The sequence below is a fragment of the Cupriavidus sp. KK10 genome (assembly GCF_018223725.1).
Classification (GTDB): domain Bacteria; phylum Pseudomonadota; class Gammaproteobacteria; order Burkholderiales; family Burkholderiaceae; genus Cupriavidus; species Cupriavidus necator.
In genome coordinates this window covers 5750301-5769005 of sequence record NZ_CP073677.1, presented here as the reverse complement: position 1 = coordinate 5769005, position 18705 = coordinate 5750301, and the positions used below count along the sequence as shown (strand labels likewise).

17 protein-coding genes are annotated in these 18705 nt (G+C 66.7%); 13 read left to right on the top strand and 4 right to left on the bottom strand.

Annotated elements, in window-relative coordinates; all coding sequences use genetic code 11:
* Positions 1–12 precede the first annotated feature (12 nt).
* The 13 genes from KB879_RS26910 to KB879_RS26850 all read left to right on the top strand — a co-directional run bounded on the left by KB879_RS26910 (position 13) and on the right by KB879_RS26850 (position 14222).
* Positions 13–546 (top strand): DUF3305 domain-containing protein, encoded by a 534-nt coding sequence (locus KB879_RS26910; RefSeq protein ID WP_035816578.1) that lies wholly within the window; start codon positions 13–15, stop codon positions 544–546.
* 27 nt (positions 547–573) lie between these two features.
* Positions 574–1167 (top strand): DUF3306 domain-containing protein, encoded by a 594-nt coding sequence (locus KB879_RS26905; RefSeq protein ID WP_211980171.1) that lies wholly within the window; start codon positions 574–576, stop codon positions 1165–1167.
* A 101-nt stretch (positions 1168–1268) separates the two neighbouring features.
* Positions 1269–3434 (top strand): 4Fe-4S binding protein, encoded by a 2166-nt coding sequence (locus KB879_RS26900; RefSeq protein WP_211980170.1) that lies wholly within the window; start codon positions 1269–1271, stop codon positions 3432–3434.
* Positions 3435–3468: 34 nt separating this feature from the next.
* Entirely contained in the window at positions 3469–4101 is a 633-nt protein-coding gene (locus KB879_RS26895; RefSeq protein ID WP_013957774.1) for a molecular chaperone, read from the top strand.
* A gap of 198 nt (positions 4102–4299) precedes the next feature.
* The gene (locus KB879_RS26890; protein ID WP_013957773.1) at positions 4300–4515 is read left to right on the top strand and encodes a hypothetical protein; all 216 of its coding nucleotides are present in this window, start codon (positions 4300–4302) and stop codon (positions 4513–4515) included.
* Between the two features lie 71 nt (positions 4516–4586).
* A complete protein-coding gene (locus tag KB879_RS26885) occupies positions 4587–7619 on the top strand; it encodes a molybdopterin-dependent oxidoreductase (RefSeq protein ID WP_211980169.1) in 3033 nt (1010 codons plus the stop codon).
* Between the two features lie 15 nt (positions 7620–7634).
* On the top strand, positions 7635–8312 hold the full coding sequence (gene fdh3B, locus KB879_RS26880) for a formate dehydrogenase FDH3 subunit beta (protein ID WP_211980168.1): 678 nt from the start codon (positions 7635–7637) through the stop codon (positions 8310–8312).
* Complete coding sequence (locus KB879_RS26875; protein ID WP_013957770.1) at positions 8309–8545, top strand: hypothetical protein; 237 nt, start codon at positions 8309–8311, stop codon at positions 8543–8545. The genes fdh3B and KB879_RS26875 overlap by 4 nt, the downstream gene beginning before the upstream one ends.
* Positions 8546–8609: 64 nt before the next feature.
* A complete protein-coding gene (locus KB879_RS26870) occupies positions 8610–9818 on the top strand; it encodes a formate dehydrogenase subunit gamma (protein ID WP_211980167.1) in 1209 nt (402 codons plus the stop codon).
* A 33-nt stretch (positions 9819–9851) separates the two neighbouring features.
* Entirely contained in the window at positions 9852–10241 is a 390-nt protein-coding gene (locus KB879_RS26865) for a hypothetical protein (RefSeq protein WP_211980166.1), read from the top strand.
* A gap of 63 nt (positions 10242–10304) precedes the next feature.
* Positions 10305–11135 (top strand): formate dehydrogenase accessory sulfurtransferase FdhD, encoded by an 831-nt coding sequence (locus KB879_RS26860; protein WP_013957767.1) that lies wholly within the window; start codon positions 10305–10307, stop codon positions 11133–11135.
* A 97-nt stretch (positions 11136–11232) separates the two neighbouring features.
* Positions 11233–11799, top strand: a complete 567-nt coding sequence (gene dcd, locus KB879_RS26855; RefSeq protein ID WP_010813843.1) for a dCTP deaminase — start codon at positions 11233–11235, stop codon at positions 11797–11799.
* A 149-nt stretch (positions 11800–11948) separates the two neighbouring features.
* Positions 11949–14222, top strand: a complete 2274-nt coding sequence (locus KB879_RS26850; protein ID WP_211980165.1) for an arginine/lysine/ornithine decarboxylase — start codon at positions 11949–11951, stop codon at positions 14220–14222.
* 64 nt (positions 14223–14286) lie between these two features.
* On the opposite strand, the gene KB879_RS26845 is transcribed toward KB879_RS26850, so the two are convergent.
* The 4 genes from KB879_RS26845 to argH form a co-directional block, all read right to left on the bottom strand.
* Positions 14287–14667 carry a type II toxin-antitoxin system VapC family toxin gene (locus tag KB879_RS26845; RefSeq protein ID WP_211980164.1) on the bottom strand — a complete coding sequence of 127 codons (381 nt, stop codon included), beginning with the start codon at positions 14665–14667 and terminating at the stop codon, positions 14287–14289.
* Between the two features lie 45 nt (positions 14668–14712).
* Entirely contained in the window at positions 14713–16446 is a 1734-nt protein-coding gene (locus tag KB879_RS26840) for a TRAP transporter large permease subunit (RefSeq protein WP_211980163.1), read from the bottom strand.
* Positions 16443–16985 carry a TRAP transporter small permease subunit gene (locus tag KB879_RS26835; RefSeq protein WP_013957763.1) on the bottom strand — a complete coding sequence of 181 codons (543 nt, stop codon included), beginning with the start codon at positions 16983–16985 and terminating at the stop codon, positions 16443–16445. The genes KB879_RS26840 and KB879_RS26835 overlap by 4 nt, the downstream gene beginning before the upstream one ends.
* A 191-nt stretch (positions 16986–17176) precedes the next feature.
* Positions 17177–18589 carry an argininosuccinate lyase gene (gene argH, locus KB879_RS26830; protein ID WP_211980162.1) on the bottom strand — a complete coding sequence of 471 codons (1413 nt, stop codon included), beginning with the start codon at positions 18587–18589 and terminating at the stop codon, positions 17177–17179.
* Positions 18590–18705 lie beyond the last annotated feature (116 nt).

Sequence of the window (18705 nt, the reverse complement as noted above, 5' to 3'; positions counted from 1 at the left end):
CGCGCAGCAACTATGGACAGCCAGCCTACCCCAGACCTGCCGGCACCCGGAGCCCGCCCCGCCGTCACCATGGCGGTGGTGATGCGCAAGGTCGCGCTGGCCAACCGCTGGCAGCCGTGGAAGTGGGAGCTGGACGCGGTGCTGCCGGATCTTGGCGAGTTCGGCACGCACCCCGTGTGCCTGGAGCATGACGCCCACGGCGCGCACTGGCTGTACCCGGGCTTTGAGGTGACGCTGTTCCGCGACCAGGGCGAAGGCTATTACCTGAACCTGACCTCGACCACGCCGTGCTGGTTCGTGCTGTGGCGCATGCCGGAGGATGACGGCGATGGCGAAGAAGCCCATCCGGTGCCGATGACCGTGACGCTGTCGTACAACGAGGCTGGCCGCTGGCTCGATGCCGGCGAGACCGTCGAGAACGTGCCGCTGGCGCCCGAGCAGCGCGAGTGGCTGCAGGCCTATGTCGACGAGCACTACCGGCCCGAGCCCAAGCAGCGGCGCCGGCCCGAATCCTTCAAGGCGCCGGAAGACCGCGCCCGCTACTGATCCTGACGACCTGAGCTTGCCCTGCCGATGAGCGATTCGTCCTTCCTGTCGCGCTGGTCGCGCCGCAAGGCCGCGGTGCGGGAGGGCATGCCCGTGCCGGCCGAACCGGCACCGCCGGCAGTTGTTGGCGACGCCGTCCCCGTGGCCACCGGAGCCGCGCCCGAAGGTCCGCAGGTACCGGCCCCGACGCTGGAGGACGTGGCGGCGCTGCGCCCCGGCGACGAGATCGCCCGGTTCGTGGTCCGCGGCGTGGATGAATCGGTCAAGCGCGCGGCGCTGAAGACACTGTTCGCCGATCCGCACTTCAATGTGATGGACGGGCTCGACATCTATATCGACGACTACAGCAAGCCCGACCCGATCCCGCCGGAGATCCTGCGCCAGCTGCGCCAGGCCGAGACGCTGGGCCTGTTCGAGCCGACCGACGAGGAACGCGCGGCGGCACAGGCCGCGGCCGCTGCCGCGGGGCCTGTGGATGTACCGCCGGCGACGCCCGCCGAGTTCGCCGAACCCGGCGAGAGCGCCGACACTACGGACATACCCGCACCAGTCGAAACGCCGCAGCAAACGGTAAGTCAAAGCGCAGAACAGGGCCCGCAAGACCCGCATAAATGCGCGTAGCCCCGCAGGTGCAGCGCAGCCTACAATAGGCATCCCCACAATCCGCCGGCCCGCAGACCCCTCGCGAAGAAGGACGTCCGGACCGGTCAGCCGCATTCGCCATGCCGACGCTGATCTGCAACTGCAACGACACCATGCCGCTTGACGGGGCGGCATTGTCCGAAGCAACCAAGGACGCCAACCAGGGCCCCTTGAAGGTCCATCACCTGCTGTGCCGGCGCGAGATCGGCGACTTCACCGCCGCGCTCGACGGCACCGACGACGTCATCGTCGCCTGCACGCAGGAACGCAAGCTATTTACTGAAGTTGCAGCGCAAGCCGCGCAGGGCAGCGATGGCCGCCCGGTGGTGACCGCGCCGGTGCGCTTCGTCAATATCCGCGAGACCGGCGGCTGGTCACAGGGCGCCCGGCGCGACCCGAAGACCGCCAATGCCAAGATCGCCGCGCTGCTGGCCGTGGCAGCGCTGCCGGAGCCCGACCCGGTGCCGGTGGTGGATTACCGTTCCGACGGCGCGGTGCTGGTGCTGGGCCCGGCCCAGCGGGCGCTGCCGTGGGCTGAGCGGCTGGCCGCGATGCAGTTGGAGGTCACGGTGCTGCTGACCGGCAGCGACAGGCGTGAAGGCGTCGCGGCGCAGCCGGCGGCGCGCGCTTATCCGGTCCACAGCGGCCGGCTGGCCTCGCTGACGGGCTGGCTCGGTGCATTCGAGGCCAGCTGGGAGACCGGCGCAGGCCGCAGCAACCCGATCGACCTGGACCTGTGCACCCGCTGCAACGCCTGCATCGACGCCTGTCCCGAAGACGCGATCGATTTCAGCTACCAGGTCGACCTGTCGCGCTGCCGCTCGCACCGTGCTTGCGTGCGCGCCTGCGGCGCCGCCGCGGCGATCGACTTCGACCGCCCGCAGGGCACTGTGCAGGGGCGCTTCGACCTGGTCTTCGACCTGTGCGACACGCCCGCCTTCACCATGCACCAGCCGCCGCAGGGCTACCTGCACGCCGGCGCCGATGCCTCGCACCAGCAGGCCCAGGCGCTGATGCTGGCGGGGCTGGTGGGCGAGTTCGAGAAGCCGAAATTCTTCCGCTACAAGGAAAACCTGTGCGCGCATGGCCGCAACCAGACCACCGGCTGCACCGCCTGCATCGACATCTGCTCGACCGAGGCCATCGGCTCGCGCTGGCATGACGGCAAGGGACGCATCGAGGTCACGCCCAACCTGTGCATGGGCTGCGGTGCCTGCACTACCGTGTGCCCGAGCGGGGCCATCAGCTATGGCTACCCGGGGCCGGAGGTGACGGGCGCGCGCCTGAGGACGCTGCTGTCAGCGTACCGCCAGGCCGGCGCGCGCGATCCGGTGGTGCTGCTGCACGGCGAGGAATACGGCACGCCCGCGCTGCTGGCACTGGGCCGTTCCGCTCGTGGCGGCAAGGCCAAGGGCGTGCCCGCCAATGTGATGCCGTTGTCGCTGTTCCACCCGGCCTCGGCGGGGCTGGAGCTATGGCTCGCCGCGCTGTGCTGGGGCGCCAGCCGCGTAGCGGTGCTGCTGACCGGCGACGAGGCACCGCAGTACCGCACCGCGCTGCTGGAGCAGATCGCGGTCGGGCGCGCCATGCTGGCGGGCCTGGGTTATGACGGCGAGGTGCTGTCGCTGGTCGAGGCCGCCGATACCCTGGCGCTGGATGCCGGCCTGGCGGCGCTGCGCCCTGGCCGCAACGCATTGCCGCCGGCGCCGTTCGGCCCCGTCGCGGCCAAGCGCGAGATGCTGGACTTTGTGCTGGACCACCTAGCGCGGCACGCGCCAGTGTCCGCGCAAAGCGTGCCGCTGCCGGCCGGCGCGCCGATCGGCGCGATCGCGGTGGATACGGGCAAGTGCACCATGTGCATGGCCTGCGTCGGCGCGTGCCCGTCGCAGGCGCTGCGCGACAACCCCGAGCGCCCGGTGCTCAGCTTTATCGAGCGCAACTGCGTGCAGTGCGGGCTGTGCGAGAAGACTTGCCCGGAAGACGCCATCAGCCTGGTGCCGCGCCTGCTGGCCGGCGACGCGGCGCGCCGCCCGGTGACCCTCAACGAGACCCAGCCGTTCCATTGCGTCCGCTGCGCCAAGCCGTTCGGCACGGCGCAGATGGTGGAGTCGATGCTGGTGCGCCTGGCCGGCCATCCGGCCTTTGCTGGCGCCGCGGCCGAGCGCCTGAAGATGTGCCCTGACTGCCGCGTCATCGACATGATAGAGCGCGACACGGGAACCGCCACCGGCGCCACGCTGCGCTGACGGCGGCCGGCCACCCAGGACAAATCATCACGATATGACAGATTTCCAGCCGATCCAGCTCACCGCCGCGCCGCCGGCCGACGATGCCGAGGACACCGCCCGCGCCGACCTCTATGGCCTGCTCGCCACGCTGTTCTACCACGCGCCCGATGCCGCGCTGCTGCACCACATCGCCGCCAACCGCGCCGTGGGCGAGGACGCGAACACCGTGCTGGGCAAGGCATGGAACGCGTTGTGCGATGCAGCATCTGAGACCACCGCGGCCGAGGCCGAGGAGGAGTACCGGCAGCTGTTCGTGGGCGTGGGCCGCCAGGATGTATTCCTGTACGGCTCCTTCTACATGACCGGCTTCCTGAACGAGCGCCCGCTGGTGGCGCTGCGCGAAGACCTGGCCCGCTACGGCCTGGAGCGCCATGAAGATGTCAGCGAGACCGAGGACCATATCGCCACGCTGTGCGAGGTGATGCGCTTCCTGGTGGCGGGCGATGACCTGTCGGTGTCCAACCTGGGCGAGCAGCAGCGTTTCTATGCGCAGCACCTGCAGCCCTGGGTGGAGCGATTGTGCGATGCAGTGACGACGCACCCGCAGGCGCGTTTCTATCGCGGCGTGGCCGGCTTGCTGGGCGCGTTTACCGGCGTGGAGGCTGTGGCGCTCGAGATGCATTGAGCGGGCGGCATTGAATATCGGCGCGCTTCGAGGCTTCTTTAGCGCCGCGGGCCCAAGGCAGCCCTTACTCGAAAATGGGTTGGAAAGTAAGGAAAAACCCGTGCATATCATGGTCTTTCCTGCTAGTTGATTCTAGAATATGCATAAGAACGCATAACGGCTAAAACCATCGGGCTTGGACAGCCGAGGAGCCCCCACATGACAGAGAAGCAAACCAGGGTCGCGCGCCGCACGTTTCTCGCGGGCGCTGGAGTTGTGGCTGCCGCTACGGGTGCGGCAGCGCTGACCGCGCGCGGTCCGGCCATGCCGGGCCAGGCCGCAGCTCTGCCGGAACCCACCGATCCTCCGTCGGACAGCAAGGGTTACCGGGTCTCTGACCACATCCGCAAGTACTACCGGACCACGCTGGTGTAACTGCCAGGGCGGTGTGGTCTGCCGCGCCGCCTGCAACCGGACGCGACCAGCGTCCGCATCTGAGGTGAGACATGATCTTGACCCGCAAACGCGCGGCGCAGGGCGCATCCGCCCGCCTCGCTGACGGCCTGGCCAACCGGCCTGAACCTGTCGGCGCAGCCTCCGGCCGACTCTCGCAGCGGCTCGCGGCCAGCCTGGCCGGCGCGATGCCGACCATGGACCGCCGCAGCTTCCTCAAGCGCTCTGGCATCGGCGTCGGTGCCGGGCTGGCGGCTTCGCAGCTGACGCTGATCCGCAAGGCGGACGCCGCCGACGACAAGAAGGCGGCAGCCGACGGCAAGACCGGCATCGTGGTCAGGCGCACCGTGTGCGGCCACTGCTCGGTCGGCTGCGCGGTCGACGCGGTGGTGCAGAACGGCGTGTGGATCCGCCAGGAGCCGGTGTTCGATTCGCCCATCAACCTGGGCGCGCACTGCGCCAAGGGCGCGGCGCTGCGTGAGCACGGCCACGGCGAATACCGCCTCAAGTACCCGATGAAGCTGGTCAACGGCAAGTACCAGCGCATCAGCTGGGACCAGGCGCTGGATGAGATCACCGCCAAGATGAAGGAGATCCGCCAGCAGACCGGCCCGGACTCGATGTTCTTCGTCGGTTCGTCCAAGCACAGCAATGAGCAGTCCTATCTGCTGCGCAAGTGGGTGTCGTTCTTCGGCACCAACAACACTGACCACCAGGCGCGTATCTGCCACTCCACCACTGTGGCGGGCGTGGCGAATACCTGGGGCTACGGGGCGATGACCAACTCGTACAACGATATGCAGAACGCGAAGGCAGCGCTGTATATCGGCTCCAACGCGGCCGAGGCGCACCCGGTGTCGATGCTGCACCTGCTGCACGCCAAGGAGAACGGCTGCAAGGTGATCGTGGTCGACCCGCGCTACACGCGCACCGCGGCCAAGGCCCAGCACTATGTGCGGATCCGCTCGGGCACCGATATCGCGTTCCTGTTCGGCGTGCTGTACCACATCTTCCAGAACGGCTGGGAAGACCAGAAGTACCTGCATGACCGGGTCTATGGCATGGACAAGGTCAAGGAAGAGGTGCTGGCTAAGTGGACCCCCGACAAGGTCGAGGAAGTCTGCGGCGTGCCCGAGGCGCAGGTGAAGATGGTCGCCGAGATCATGGCCAAGAACCGCCCCAGCACGCTGGTGTGGTGCATGGGCCAGACCCAGCACACCATTGGCAACGCGATCGTGCGCGCCTCGTGCATCGTGCAGCTGGCGCTGGGCAATATCGGCGTGTCGGGCGGCGGCGCCAACATCTTCCGCGGCCATGACAACGTGCAGGGTGCCACCGACGTGGGCCCCAACCCGGACTCGCTGCCGGGCTACTACGGCCTGGCCACCGGCGCTTGGAAGCACTACGCCGCGGTGTGGGGCGTGGACTACGAATGGATCAAGAAGCAGTTTGCCTCGCAGGCGATGATGGAGAAGTCCGGCACCACGGTGTCGCGCTGGATCGATATCGTCACCGAGAAGAACGAGCTGATCGACCAGGACAACAACGTGCGCGGCGTGTTCTTCTGGGGCCATGCCCCGAACTCGCAGACGCGTGGCCTGGAGATGAAGAAGGCGCTGGACAAGCTCGACCTGCTGGTGGTGGTCGACCCCTATCCGTCGGCGACCGCGGCCATGGCCAACATGCCGCCGGCCGAGGGCGACAAGGTCAACCCGAACCGCGCGGTGTACCTGCTGCCGGCCTGCACGCAGTTCGAGACCTCGGGCACGTGCACGGCGTCGAACCGCTCGCTGCAATGGCGCGAAAAGGTCATCGAGCCGCTGTTCGAGTCGATGCCCGACCATACGCTGATGCAGGCGTTTGCCGATCGGCTCGGCTTCGGCAAGGAACTGTCGAAGAACATGAAGCTGATCGAGGTCAAGCGCGCCGGCCGCACCTGGATGGAGCCTGAGCCGGAATCGATCCTGCGCGAGATCAACGCCAGCAACTGGACCATCGGCTACACCGGCCAGTCGCCGGAGCGGTTGAAGTCGCATATGCGCAATATGCAGATGTTCGACGTCAAGACGCTGCGCTGCAAGGCGGGCAAGGACCCGGTGACCGGCTACGACCTGACCGGCGATTTCTTCGGCCTGCCGTGGCCGTGCTACGGCACGCCGGAACTGAAGCACCCGGGCTCGCCCAACCTGTACGACACGAGCAAGCACGTGATGGACGGCGGCGGTAACTTCCGCGCCAACTTCGGCGTGGAGCGCGATGGCGTCAATCTGCTGGCCGAGGACGGCTCTTGCTCGCTGGGCGCGGAGATCACCACCGGCTATCCGGAGTTCGACCATGTGCTGCTGAAGAAGCTGGGCTGGTGGGACGACCTGACCGATGCCGAGAAGGCCAAGGCCGAAGGCAAGAACTGGAAGACCGACCTGTCGGGCGGCATCCAGCGCGTGGTGCTGAAGAACCATGGCTGCCACCCGTTTGGCAACGCCAAGGCGCGCGCGGTGGTATGGAACTTCCCTGACGCGATCCCGCAGCATCGCGAGCCGCTGTACTCCACGCGCCCCGACATGGTTGCCAAGTACCCGACCCACGACGACAAGATGGCGTTCTGGCGGCTGCCGACGCTGTACAAGTCGGTGCAGCAGCGCAATATCGAGAACAAGGTCTATGAGAAGTTCCCGATCATCCTGACCTCCGGGCGGCTGGTCGAGTACGAGGGCGGCGGCGAGGAAACCCGCTCCAACCCGTGGCTGGCCGAACTGCAGCAGGAGAACTTCGTCGAGATCAACCCGCGCGCGGCGTCCGACCGCGGCATCCGCAACGGTGACTTCTGCTGGGTGAAGACACCCACCGGGGCCCGCATCAAGGTGCGCGCGCTGGTGACCGAGCGGGTAGGGCCCGATACCGCGTTTATCCCGTTCCATTTCTCGGGCTGGTGGGAGGGCAAGGACCTGAAGGACTACTACCCGGAGGGCGCGATGCCGGTGGTGCGGGGCGAGGCGGTCAACACGGCCACCACCTACGGCTATGACGCGGTCACGATGATGCAGGAAACCAAGACCACCGTTTGCCAGATCGAGCGGTTTGCATAAGGGCAGAGGGACACCATGGCACGCATGAAATTTATCTGTGACGCCGAGCGCTGCATCGAGTGCAACAGCTGCGTCACTGCCTGCAAGAATGAGCACGAGGTGCCCTGGGGCGTGAACCGGCGCCGCGTGGTCACCGTCAACGACGGCATGGTCGGCGCCGAGAAATCGATCTCGGTGGCCTGCATGCACTGTTCGGACGCGCCCTGCATGGCGGTCTGCCCGGTCGACTGCTTCTACCGCACCGAGGACGGCGTGGTGCTGCACGACAAGGACGTCTGCATCGGCTGCGGCTACTGTTCCTACGCCTGCCCGTTCGGCGCGCCGCAGTTCCCGTCGACCGGCACCTTCGGCGTTCGCGGCAAGATGGACAAGTGCACCTTCTGCGCGGGCGGCCCGGAAAAGAACGGCTCGGAAGCCGAGTTCGAGAAGTACGGCCGCAACCGCCTGGCCGAAGGCAAGCTGCCGCTGTGCGCCGAGATGTGCTCGACCAAGGCGCTGCTGGGTGGCGACGGCGATGTGATCGCCGACATCCTGCGCAACCGCGTGATCAAGCGCGGCACTGGCGGCGACGTGTTCGGCTGGGGTACCGCCTACGGCACCGCCAAGGGCGGCGCGGCCCAGCCGGCCCAACCGGCACAGCCGGCGCCCGCTGCACCGGCCGCACCCGCGGCCTCGGGAGGGCAAGCGTCATGAACCGCGTCCGCGTTATTGCATTGCTGTCGCTGTGCGGCGTGCTGCTGGCGGCGTGCGGTGAGAAGCCGCAGACCATCGGTCCGTCGCACCGCAAGGCTGACGCCCAGGCCTACCAGGGCGCCCCGGACGATCCGTTCGTGGCCAAGGGCTGGACGCAGGGCGACAAGACCAGCTGGGGCAACCAGATTCGCCAGCGCAACCAGTTGCAGAACGAGTACAACCGCACGCAATGAAGGCGCTGCAGTTGGGCCGCCCCGGCAGCCGGGCGCTGGTCCTCGACGATCCGAAGGAGCGCACATGACGCCGTTGCAGAATGCATGCCGCTTAGGCTGGCGGCGCTGGCTCAGCGCCGGCGCCCTGGCACTGGCGGCCATTGCCGGGACCGCCGCCGCACAGGCGCCGGCCTCGGCACCGCCGGCACCGGCCGCCGCACAGGCCAGCGCCGACACCAACAACCCCGCCACGCACCCGGTCCAGCCGCTGGCCGGCATCGCGTCGGAAAACATCTTCAACGTGCCACGCCGCGACATCGCCGCCGAGGCGCAGTCGCAGAAGCGCCGCACCGACGAGCAGCCCGGCAACAATGCGCCGGTCTGGCGCGAGGTCAATTCCGACCAGCGCCACTACAGCAGCCTGCCCGACAAGGAAGCCGGCGTGCTGATCCAGCGCACCGGGCAGCAATGGCGCCTGTTCCGCAACGGCGTCATCACCGTCTGGGGCGGCTGGCTGCTGCTGGTGGTGCCGCTCGCCATCCTGGGTTTCTTCCTCTGGCGCGGCACCATCCCGCTGCGCACGCCGCGCACCGGCCGCATGATCGAGCGCTTCACGCCGCTTGAGCGCATCGTCCACTGGACCATGGCGATCTCATTCGTGGTGCTGGCGGTGTCGGGCATCGTGCTGCTGCTGGGCAAGCATTTTCTGCTGCCGCTGATGGGCCACATGCTGTTCGGCTGGCTGACTTACGTGCTGAAGAACCTGCACAACGTTATCGGCCCGATCTTTACGCTGTCGGTGATCGTGGGCTTCGTGGTGTTCGTGCGCGACAACCTGCCCAGCCGCGACGACGTGCACTGGGTGACCAGCCTTGGCGGCCTGGCATCCGGCAAGCATGTGCCGAGCGGGCGCTTCAATGCCGGCGAGAAGATGTGGTTCTGGATCGGCGTGTTCGTGTTCGGGCTGGTGCTGTCGGCCTCGGGCTGGGTGCTGGACATGATCGTGCCGGGCATGGACTACTACCGCGCGACCATGCAGATCGCCAACGTGATCCACGGGATCTCGGCCGTGCTGATGATCGCGATGGCGTGCGGCCATATCTACATGGGCACGGTCGGCATGGAAGGCGCCTACCGCGCCATGCGCGACGGCTGGGTGGACGAGGCCTGGGCCAAGGAGCACCACGAGCACTGGTACGACGACATCAAGTCGGGCAAGATCCCGGCCCAGCGTTCGGCCAGCCCGGAAGCCGCCGCGGGGCGCAACACCCGGCATACCCCGGGCGAAGCCTGAGGCCGGCGCCAACCAGACCATGCGGAACCCACCATGACGATGACACGCACCCTGACGCTGCTTGCCCTGTGTGCGGGCGCCACCTTTGCCACCGGCGCGCTGGCCAAGCTGCCGCCGCCGACCGAGGCCCAGCAGGCCAAGGCCGCCGAGACCAAGGCGCGCGCCGCCTGGGCCGACAAGGTCGCCGCCTACCAGTTGTGCCGCGCGCAGGACAAGACCGCGGCGCGTTACTTTGCCGAGCGCAAGACCCACGGCCAGGAAGCCCGCGCGCCGTCGCAGACCGCCGAATGTGCCGATCCGGGCCCGTTTGTGGCGCCGACCGCCGCTGCGCCTGCGCCCCCGGCACCAGCCGTGGCAAGCACCGCGGCCGAGGCCAAACCGGCCGCGGCCGGCGCGGTACAATCGCCTGCAAAGGCGCCGTAACCACAGCCCCACGCACGCCGCGCGCGGCGCGGGGCCCTCACCAGCAGTCCCGAGCCCCTCGTCATGACCCTGCGTCCCGAGCTTACCCAGGCAGCCGTTCCCCTGATCGAAGAGGTTGAAGTCGTCGACGAGCAGGGCCGCGTGCGCGCGGCCTACCTGCCGGGCGAGCGTCCGCTGACGGTCTACCTCGACAAGCGCGAGCTGGTCACGCTGATGACCCTGGGCGGCGCGCCCGAGCACCTGGTGCTGGGCTACCTGCGCAACCAGCGGCTGGTGGAATCGATCGAAGACATCGCCGCGGTGCAGGTCGACTGGGAAACCGAGTCGGCCGCCGTGACCACGCGCAACGGCGTGGACCGCATTGAGGAGCGCACCGCGCGCCGCGTGGTGACCACCGGCTGCGGACAAGGCACCGTGTTCGGCTCGCTGCTCGATGAAGTTGACAACATTCGCCTACCGGTTGGCGCCACGCTGGACCAGGACACCCTGTACGGCATTATCGACACCATCCGGCTGCAGCAGTCAGTCTACAAGCAGGCTGGCTCAGTGCACGGCTGCGCGCTGTTCCAGGGCACCGAGCTGCTGATGTTCATCGAGGACGTCGGCCGCCACAACGCCGTGGACGCCATCGCCGGACGCATGTGGCTGGAAGGCATGACGGGTAGCGACAAGATCTTCTACACTACCGGCCGCCTGACCTCCGAGATGGTGATCAAGGGCGCGCAGATGGGCATCCCGTTCCTGCTGTCGCGCTCGGGCGTGACGCAGATGGGCTACCAGATGGCCCGACGCGTCAACCTGACGCTGTTTGCGCGCTGCACCGGCAAGCACTTCCTGCTCTACACCGGGCGCGAGCGCTTCCACCACCGCCTGCCGGAAGACGCGGTGGCGTAAGCGGCACTTGACTGCTTGCGTTTGCTTGCAGGGGCGGGCCCCGATTGGTTGTACAATGCGGCGCACTCCGAGCCAGTGTGTTTACCCTCCCAACCTTATGAGCATCAAATCCGACAAGTGGATCCGCCGCATGGCGGAGCAGCACGGCATGATCGAGCCGTTCGCGCCAGGCCAGGTCCGGGAGCAGGACGGGCGCAAGATCGTCTCGTACGGCACCTCGAGCTATGGCTACGACATCCGCTGCGCCGACGAATTCAAGATCTTCACCAATATCAACAGTACCATCGTCGATCCGAAGAATTTCGATGAGAAGTCGTTCGTGGATTTCAAGGGCGATGTCTGCATCATCCCGCCCAACTCGTTCGCGCTGGCGCGCACGATGGAGTACTTCCGGATCCCGCGCAGCGTGCTGACCATCTGCCTGGGCAAGAGCACCTATGCCCGCTGCGGCATCATCGTCAATGTGACGCCGTTCGAGCCCGAATGGGAAGGCTATGTGACGCTGGAGTTCTCCAACACCACGCCGCTGCCCGCCAAGATCTACGCCGGCGAGGGTTGCGCCCAGGTGCTGTTCTTCGAGAGCGACGAAGTCTGCGAGACCTCGTATCGCGACCGGGGCGGCAAGTACCAGGGTCAGCACGGTGTCACACTGCCGAAGACCTGAGCGCATTACAATGCCGGCGTCTGCCGGTGCGGCTGGCCCAGAGCGGCCGCCACAACTGACGTGAGAGCCACATGTCGCCGTCGCGGGGAACCTCCCGCCGGCCATGTGGCTCAAGTCCTTTATGTCCTGCTTTCCATCAAGGATGCCCGATGAAATTCCGTTTCCCCGTCATCATCATTGACGAAGACTTTCGCTCCGAGAACATCTCCGGCTCGGGCATCCGCGCGCTGGCCGAGGCGATCGAGAAAGAGGGCATGGAGGTCATGGGCCTGACCAGCTACGGCGACCTGACGTCGTTTGCCCAGCAGTCCAGCCGGGCATCGAGCTTTATCGTGTCGATCGACGACGACGAGTTCACGCGCGAAGGCGACGACCAGCTCGAGGCCGCCGCGATCGAAAAGCTGCGCGCCTTCGTCGCCGAAGTGCGCCGCCGCAACTCGGACCTGCCGATCTTCCTGTACGGCGAGACCCGCACTTCGCGCCATATCCCCAACGATATCCTGCGCGAGTTGCATGGCTTCATCCACATGTTCGAGGACACGCCGGAATTCGTGGCACGCCACATCATCCGCGAAGCCAAGGTCTACCTCGACACGCTGGCGCCGCCGTTCTTCAAGGCGCTGATCGACTACGCGCAGGACAGCTCGTACTCGTGGCACTGCCCGGGGCACTCGGGCGGCGTGGCGTTCCTGAAGAGCCCGGTGGGCCAGGTGTTCCACCAGTTCTTCGGCGAGAACATGCTGCGCGCCGACGTCTGCAACGCGGTCGACGAGCTGGGCCAGCTGCTGGACCACACCGGACCGGTGGCCGCGTCGGAGCGCAATGCCGCGCGCATCTTCAACTCCGACCACATGTACTTCGTCACCAACGGCACCTCCACCTCGAACAAGATGGTGTGGCATGCCAACGTGGCGCCGGGCGACATCGTGGTGGTGGACCGCAACTGCCACAAGTCGATCCTGCACGCGATCATGATGACGGGCGCGATCCCGGTCTTCCTGATGCCTACGCGCAACCACTACGGCATCATCGGCCCGATCCCGAAGAGCGAGTTCGACCCGGAAACGATCAGGAAGAAGATCGCCAACCACCCGTTCGCGAGCAAGGCCAAGAACCAGAAGCCGCGCATCCTGACTATCACGCAGGGTACGTACGATGGCGTGCTGTACAACGCCGAACAGATCAAGGAAATGCTGGCCGCCGAGATCGACACGCTGCACTTCGATGAAGCCTGGCTGCCGCACGCGGCCTTCCACGACTTCTATCGCAACATGCACGCGATCGGCAAGGACCGCCCGCGCAGCAAGGACGCGCTGGTGTTCGCCACGCAGTCCACGCACAAGCTGCTGGCCGGCCTGTCGCAGGCCTCGCAGATCCTGGTGCAGGATTCCGAGACGCGCAAGCTGGACCGCTACCGCTTCAACGAGGCGTACCTGATGCACACCTCGACCAGCCCGCAGTACTCGATCATCGCCTCGTGCGATGTGGCCGCGGCGATGATGGAAGCGCCGGGTGGCACCGCGCTGGTGGAAGAGAGCATCCAGGAGGCGATGGACTTCCGCCGCGCCATGCGCAAGGTCGAGGGCGATTATGACGACGGCAAGAACGGCGACTGGTGGTTTAAGGTGTGGGGCCCGGACGCGCTGATCGAAGACGGCATCGGCGACCGCGAAGAATGGATGCTCAAGGCCAACGAGCGCTGGCACGGCTTCGGCGACCTGGCCGACGGCTTCAACCTGCTCGACCCGATCAAGGCCACCATCATCACCCCGGGCCTGGACGTGGACGGCGAGTTCAGCGAACGCGGTATCCCGGCGGCCATCGTCACCAAGTACTTGGCCGAGCACGGCATCATCATCGAGAAGACCGGGCTGTACTCGTTCTTCATCATGTTCACCATCGGCATCACCAAGGGCCGCTGGAACTCGCTGGTGACCGAGCTGCAGCAGTTCAAGGACGACTACGACCAGAACCAGCCGCTGTGGCGTGTGCTGCCGGAATTCGTCGCCAAGCATCCGCAATATGAGCGCATGGGCCTGCGTGACCTGTGCGATGCGATCCACAGCGTGTACAAGGCCAATGACGTGGCCCGTGTGACGACGGAGATGTACCTGTCGGACATGGAGCCGGCGATGAAGCCGTCGGACGCCTGGGCCATGATGGCGCACCGCGAGATCGAGCGCGTGCCGGTCGACGACCTCGAAGGCCGCGTCACCGCCATCCTGCTGACGCCGTACCCGCCGGGCATTCCGCTGCTGATTCCGGGCGAGCGCTTTAACCGCACCATCGTGCAGTACCTGAAGTTCGCGCGCGAGTTCAACAAGCTGTTCCCGGGCTTCGAGACCGACATCCACGGCCTGGTCGAGGACGAAATCGACGGCAAGAAGGCGTACTTTGTCGACTGCGTGAAGCAGGACGGCTGAGCGCCAGTCCGCGTCCCGCTGATGAGATCAGGGCCCCGCTATGCGGGGCCCTTTCCTTGTCGCACTAGGTGAACGGATTCAGCAGCATCGCGCCCGTGCAGCGGAGGTCTTCCACATTGCGCGTGACAATGGCCAGGTCGTGGATCAGCGCGGTGGCGGCAATGAACTTGTCCAGCGCATGCTCAGGCCGCGGCGCGCGCAGCTGGCCCCAGACCTGGGCGACGTCGGTATCGACCGGCAACACCTGCCGGCCAAAGTCCTCCAGCACGGTTGCCAGCCATTGCTCCAGCACCGCGGCCTGCGCCGTATCGCCGCGATGGCGGATCAGCGCAACGGCGCGCTGGAGCTCGCCCACGGTCAGCGCCGACAGGTAGAGCGCGGCACCTTCTCGCGCCGCCTGGCGGAAGAACGCGCGCACGCCGGCGCCGGCGCGGACCCGCGCCAATGAAAAGGCCCCGCATTGCTGCGGGGCCTTGGATCGGCTATCTGATCAGTTCTTCTTTTCGAACTCGAACTGTGGTGCCGCGGGCTCAGGTGCCGGTGCCGCGCCTGGCAGTTCCAGCGAACCCGGCGGGGCGGCTGGTCCTGGCGCCGACGCCGGTTTCTCCGGCTCTCCGCCAAGCGGGATGCTGACCTCTGCCGCATTGCTGTGCTTGAGCGATCCCTTGTCCAGCAGCCCCGTCACCATGCCTGGCCAGAACATCACCAGCAGCACCATCACCATCTGCAGCCCGACCCAGGGCAGAGCACCCCAGTAGATGTCGGAGCTTTTCACTTCCTTCGGGGCGATTCCGCGCAGGTAGAACAGCGCGAAGCCGAACGGCGGGTGCATGAACGAGGTCTGCATGTTCACGCACAGCATCACGCCGAACCACACCAGCGCCGCCGTCGCCGCGGCCTCCGGGTTGCCGCCCATGGAGTCGGCCACCACCGGCGCCAGCACCTTGACCGCCACCGGTGCCAGCATCGGCACCACGATGAAGGCGATTTCGAAGAAGTCCAGGAAGAAGGCTAGGAAGAAGATAAACAGGTTCACCACGATCAGGAAGCCGATCCAGCCGCCTGGCAGCGAGGTGAACAGATGCTCCACCCAGGCGCCGCCGTCCACGCCCTGGAACACCACCGAGAAGCAGGTGGAGCCGATCAGGATGAACACCACCATCGCGGTGATGCGCGCGGTGGACTGGTAGGCATCGACGATCAGCAGGCGCAGCTCGGTCATCTGGCCGGCGCGCAGCAGCAGCCAGAGGATGACCAGGTACACCACCGCCAGCGGGATGCGGAACACGTGCGAGCCGAAGGCGAAGAAGCCCACCGCCGCGGCCACCAGCGTGGCGGCGATGCCGACGCGGTAGACCTGGCGGTCGATCCGGCTAAAGGCCTTGTCGCGGATCACGGCCAGCACCAGCGCACCGACCGCGCCCATGGCGCCGGATTCCGTCGGCGTGGCAATGCCCAGCATGATGGTGCCGAGCACCAGGAAGATCAGCACCGCGCAGGGGATGATGCCGCGCAGGCATTTGCGCCACAGCGCCCAGCCGCGCAGCGTGCGCGCTTCGGCGGGAACCGGCGGCAGCCAGTCGGGCTTGAAGCGCGCCAGGAAGAAGGTGTAGAGCGCAAACAGCGCGATCTGCACCACCGACGGGCCCCACGCGCCCAGGTACATACTGCCCACGTCGGCGCTGCCCAGCGGGGTCTTGAGCTGGTCGGCCAGCACCACCAGCACCAGCGAGGGCGGCACCAGCTGCGTGATGGTGCCCGATGCGGCCAGCACGCCGGTGGCGTACTTCATATTGTAGCGGTAGCGCATCATCACCGGCAGCGAGATCATCGCCATGGCGATCACCTGTGCCGCCACCGTGCCGGTGATCGCGCCCAGGATAAAGCCGACGATGATCACCGAATAACCCAGGCCGCCGCGCACCGGGCCGAACAGCTGGCCCATGGAGTCCAGCATGTCCTCGGCCAGCCCGCACTTCTCCAGGATGGCGCCCATGAAGGTGAAGAACGGGATCGCCAGCAGCAGCTCGTTGGCCAGCACGCTGCCGAACACGCGGCTCGGCACGGCCTGCAGGAAGCTGATCGGGAAGTAACCCCATTCGATCGCCAGGAAGCCGAAGGCCAGGCCCACCGCCGACAGCGAGAACGCGACCGGGAAGCCGATCAGCATGAACAGCACCAGGCCGCCGAACATCATCGGCGGCATATATTCCAACGGAATCATTGAACCGGCCTCTCGTACTTGGATTCGATGCGCACCAGGCCCTTGAGGGCGGCGAAGCGCTTGATCAGTTCGGACACGCCCTGCAGCGTCAGCAGGGCAAAGCCGATGGGCACCACCAGCTTGATCGGGTAACGCGGCAGGCCGCCGGAATTGCCCGATTGCTCGAGGATGCGCCACGAGGGCAGGAACAACGAGTCCCACGACAGCCAGGTGAACAGCAGGCACGACGGCAGCAGGAACACGACGATGCCGAAGATGTCGATCCAGTGCTGCGCGCGTTCCGAGACGTTGCCGTAGATCAGGTCTACGCGCACGTGCTCATTGCGCTGGAAGGTGTAGGAGGCGCCGAACATCACGGCAATGGCAAACATGTACCACTGCAGTTCGAGTGGCCAGTTGTCGCTCAAGTTGAAGCCATAGCGCAGAAGGGCGTTGCCTGCGCTGATCAGGCACGACAGCAGGATCATGATGTTTGCAAGCCTGCCAGTGTGCTGATTCAACCTGTCGATCTGTCGTGACAGACCAAGCAAGTAATACATGGGTTGTCTCCCCGGTTTTTGCGGCGATTAGTTTATCTGTAACAAAATCTACAGGCGCTAGGGGCTACTACCTACGGGGGCGACGAGATTGCGCCAGAATGGGGAACATCAACAAAAAAAGCCACCGGGCTCGCGCCGCGGTGGCTTCTTCTTGCGTAAAACTTACGCGAAACTTACAGCACGGCCCGGTATTACAGCGCCGCGCGTGCGGCCGCGATGGCGGCGCGTACTTGCGCCGGCGCCGTGCCGCCGATATGGTCGCGCGCGGCGACCGAGCCTTCCAGCGTCAGCACCGAGTGCACGTCGTCGCCGATTAGCGCGGCCTTGTCGCCCAGGCCCGAGACCTCGCGCAGCTCGGCCACGGTCAGGTCGGCCAGGTCGCACTGGCGGCTGTCGCAGGCGCGCACCGCGTGGGCCACGGCTTCGTGGGCGTCGCGGAAGGGCAGGCCCTTCTTGACCAGGTAGTCGGCCAGGTCGGTGGCGGTGGCGTAGCCCTGCAGCGCGGCGGCGCGCATCGCTTCGGGCTTGACGGTGATGCCCGGCACCATGTCGGCGAAGATGCGCAGCGTGTCCACGACGGTATCGACCGTGTCGAACAGCGGCTCCTTGTCTTCCTGGTTGTCCTTGTTGTACGCCAGCGGCTGGCCCTTCATCAGCGTCAGCAGGCCGATCAGGTGGCCGTTGACGCGGCCGGTCTTGCCACGCGCCAGTTCGGGCACGTCCGGGTTCTTCTTCTGCGGCATGATCGAGCTGCCGGTGCAGAAGCGGTCGGCGATGTCGATAAAGCCCACGCGCGGGCTCATCCACAGCACCAGCTCTTCCGAGAAGCGCGACACGTGCGTCATCACCAGCGCGGCGGCTGCGCAGAATTCAATGGCGAAGTCGCGGTCCGACACGGCGTCGAGCGAGTTGCGGCACACGCCGTCAAAGCCCAGCTGCTGCGCCACGAACTCACGATTGATCGGATAGCTGGTGCCGGCCAGCGCGGCCGCGCCCAGCGGCAGGCGGTTGACGCGCTTGCGGCAGTCGGCCATGCGCTCGGCGTCGCGCGTGAACATCTCGTTGTAGGCCAGCAGGTGGTGGCCGAAGGTCACCGGCTGCGCCACCTGCAGGTGGGTGAAGCCGGGCAGGATGGTGTCGGCGTTCTGTTCGGCCAGGTCCAGCAGCGCGGCGCGCAGCGCGCCCAGCAGCACGATGATGTTGTCGATCTCGCTGCGCAGCCACAGGCGGATGTCGGTGGCGACCTGGTCATTGCGCGAGCGGCCGGTGTGCAGGCGCTTGCCGGCATCGCCCACCAGCGCGGTCAGGCGCGCCTCGATGTTCAGGTGGACGTCTTCCAGGTCCAGCTTCCACTCGAAGCCGCCGGCCTCGATTTCGGCCTTGATCTGCGCCATGCCGCGCTCGATCTCGGCGCGGTCGGCCTCGGCGATGATGCCCTGCTTTGCCAGCATGGCCGCATGGGCCAGCGAGCCCTGGATGTCGAACAGGGCCAGGCGCTTGTCGAAGAACACCGAGGCGGTGTAGCGCTTCACCAGGTCGGACATCGGTTCGGAGAAGCGGGCGGACCAGGCTTCGCCTTTCTTGGCAAGTTGGGAGGTGGACATGGACGTCGGCTGCAGTGGCTCGCGCGGGCAGGCGCCGGCGTATGGACGACGGCGGGCGCGAGAAATTGGGAAACGGCGATTATATCGCCCGCCGGCCCGCTGGCGGCGCTGGCCGG

Bases quoted from the DNA above. Each gene is read 5' to 3' on its own strand.
- fdh3B (WP_211980168.1), top strand. From the start codon at position 7,635: ATGGCACGCATGAAATTTATCTGTGACGCCGAGCGCTGCATCGAGTGC.
- KB879_RS26910 (WP_035816578.1), top strand. From the start codon at position 13: ATGGACAGCCAGCCTACCCCAGACCTGCCGGCACCCGGAGCCCGCCCC.
- KB879_RS26840 (WP_211980163.1), bottom strand. From the start codon at position 16,446: ATGATTCCGTTGGAATATATGCCGCCGATGATGTTCGGCGGCCTGGTG.
- KB879_RS26895 (WP_013957774.1), top strand. From the start codon at position 3,469: ATGACAGATTTCCAGCCGATCCAGCTCACCGCCGCGCCGCCGGCCGAC.
- KB879_RS26850 (WP_211980165.1), top strand. From the start codon at position 11,949: ATGAAATTCCGTTTCCCCGTCATCATCATTGACGAAGACTTTCGCTCC.
- KB879_RS26870 (WP_211980167.1), top strand. From the start codon at position 8,610: ATGACGCCGTTGCAGAATGCATGCCGCTTAGGCTGGCGGCGCTGGCTC.
- KB879_RS26860 (WP_013957767.1), top strand. From the start codon at position 10,305: ATGACCCTGCGTCCCGAGCTTACCCAGGCAGCCGTTCCCCTGATCGAA.
- KB879_RS26875 (WP_013957770.1), top strand. From the start codon at position 8,309: ATGAACCGCGTCCGCGTTATTGCATTGCTGTCGCTGTGCGGCGTGCTG.
- KB879_RS26900 (WP_211980170.1), top strand. From the start codon at position 1,269: ATGCCGACGCTGATCTGCAACTGCAACGACACCATGCCGCTTGACGGG.
- KB879_RS26890 (WP_013957773.1), top strand. From the start codon at position 4,300: ATGACAGAGAAGCAAACCAGGGTCGCGCGCCGCACGTTTCTCGCGGGC.
- KB879_RS26885 (WP_211980169.1), top strand. From the start codon at position 4,587: ATGATCTTGACCCGCAAACGCGCGGCGCAGGGCGCATCCGCCCGCCTC.
- KB879_RS26835 (WP_013957763.1), bottom strand. From the start codon at position 16,985: ATGTATTACTTGCTTGGTCTGTCACGACAGATCGACAGGTTGAATCAG.
- dcd (WP_010813843.1), top strand. From the start codon at position 11,233: ATGAGCATCAAATCCGACAAGTGGATCCGCCGCATGGCGGAGCAGCAC.
- argH (WP_211980162.1), bottom strand. From the start codon at position 18,589: ATGTCCACCTCCCAACTTGCCAAGAAAGGCGAAGCCTGGTCCGCCCGC.
- KB879_RS26905 (WP_211980171.1), top strand. From the start codon at position 574: ATGAGCGATTCGTCCTTCCTGTCGCGCTGGTCGCGCCGCAAGGCCGCG.
- KB879_RS26865 (WP_211980166.1), top strand. From the start codon at position 9,852: ATGACGATGACACGCACCCTGACGCTGCTTGCCCTGTGTGCGGGCGCC.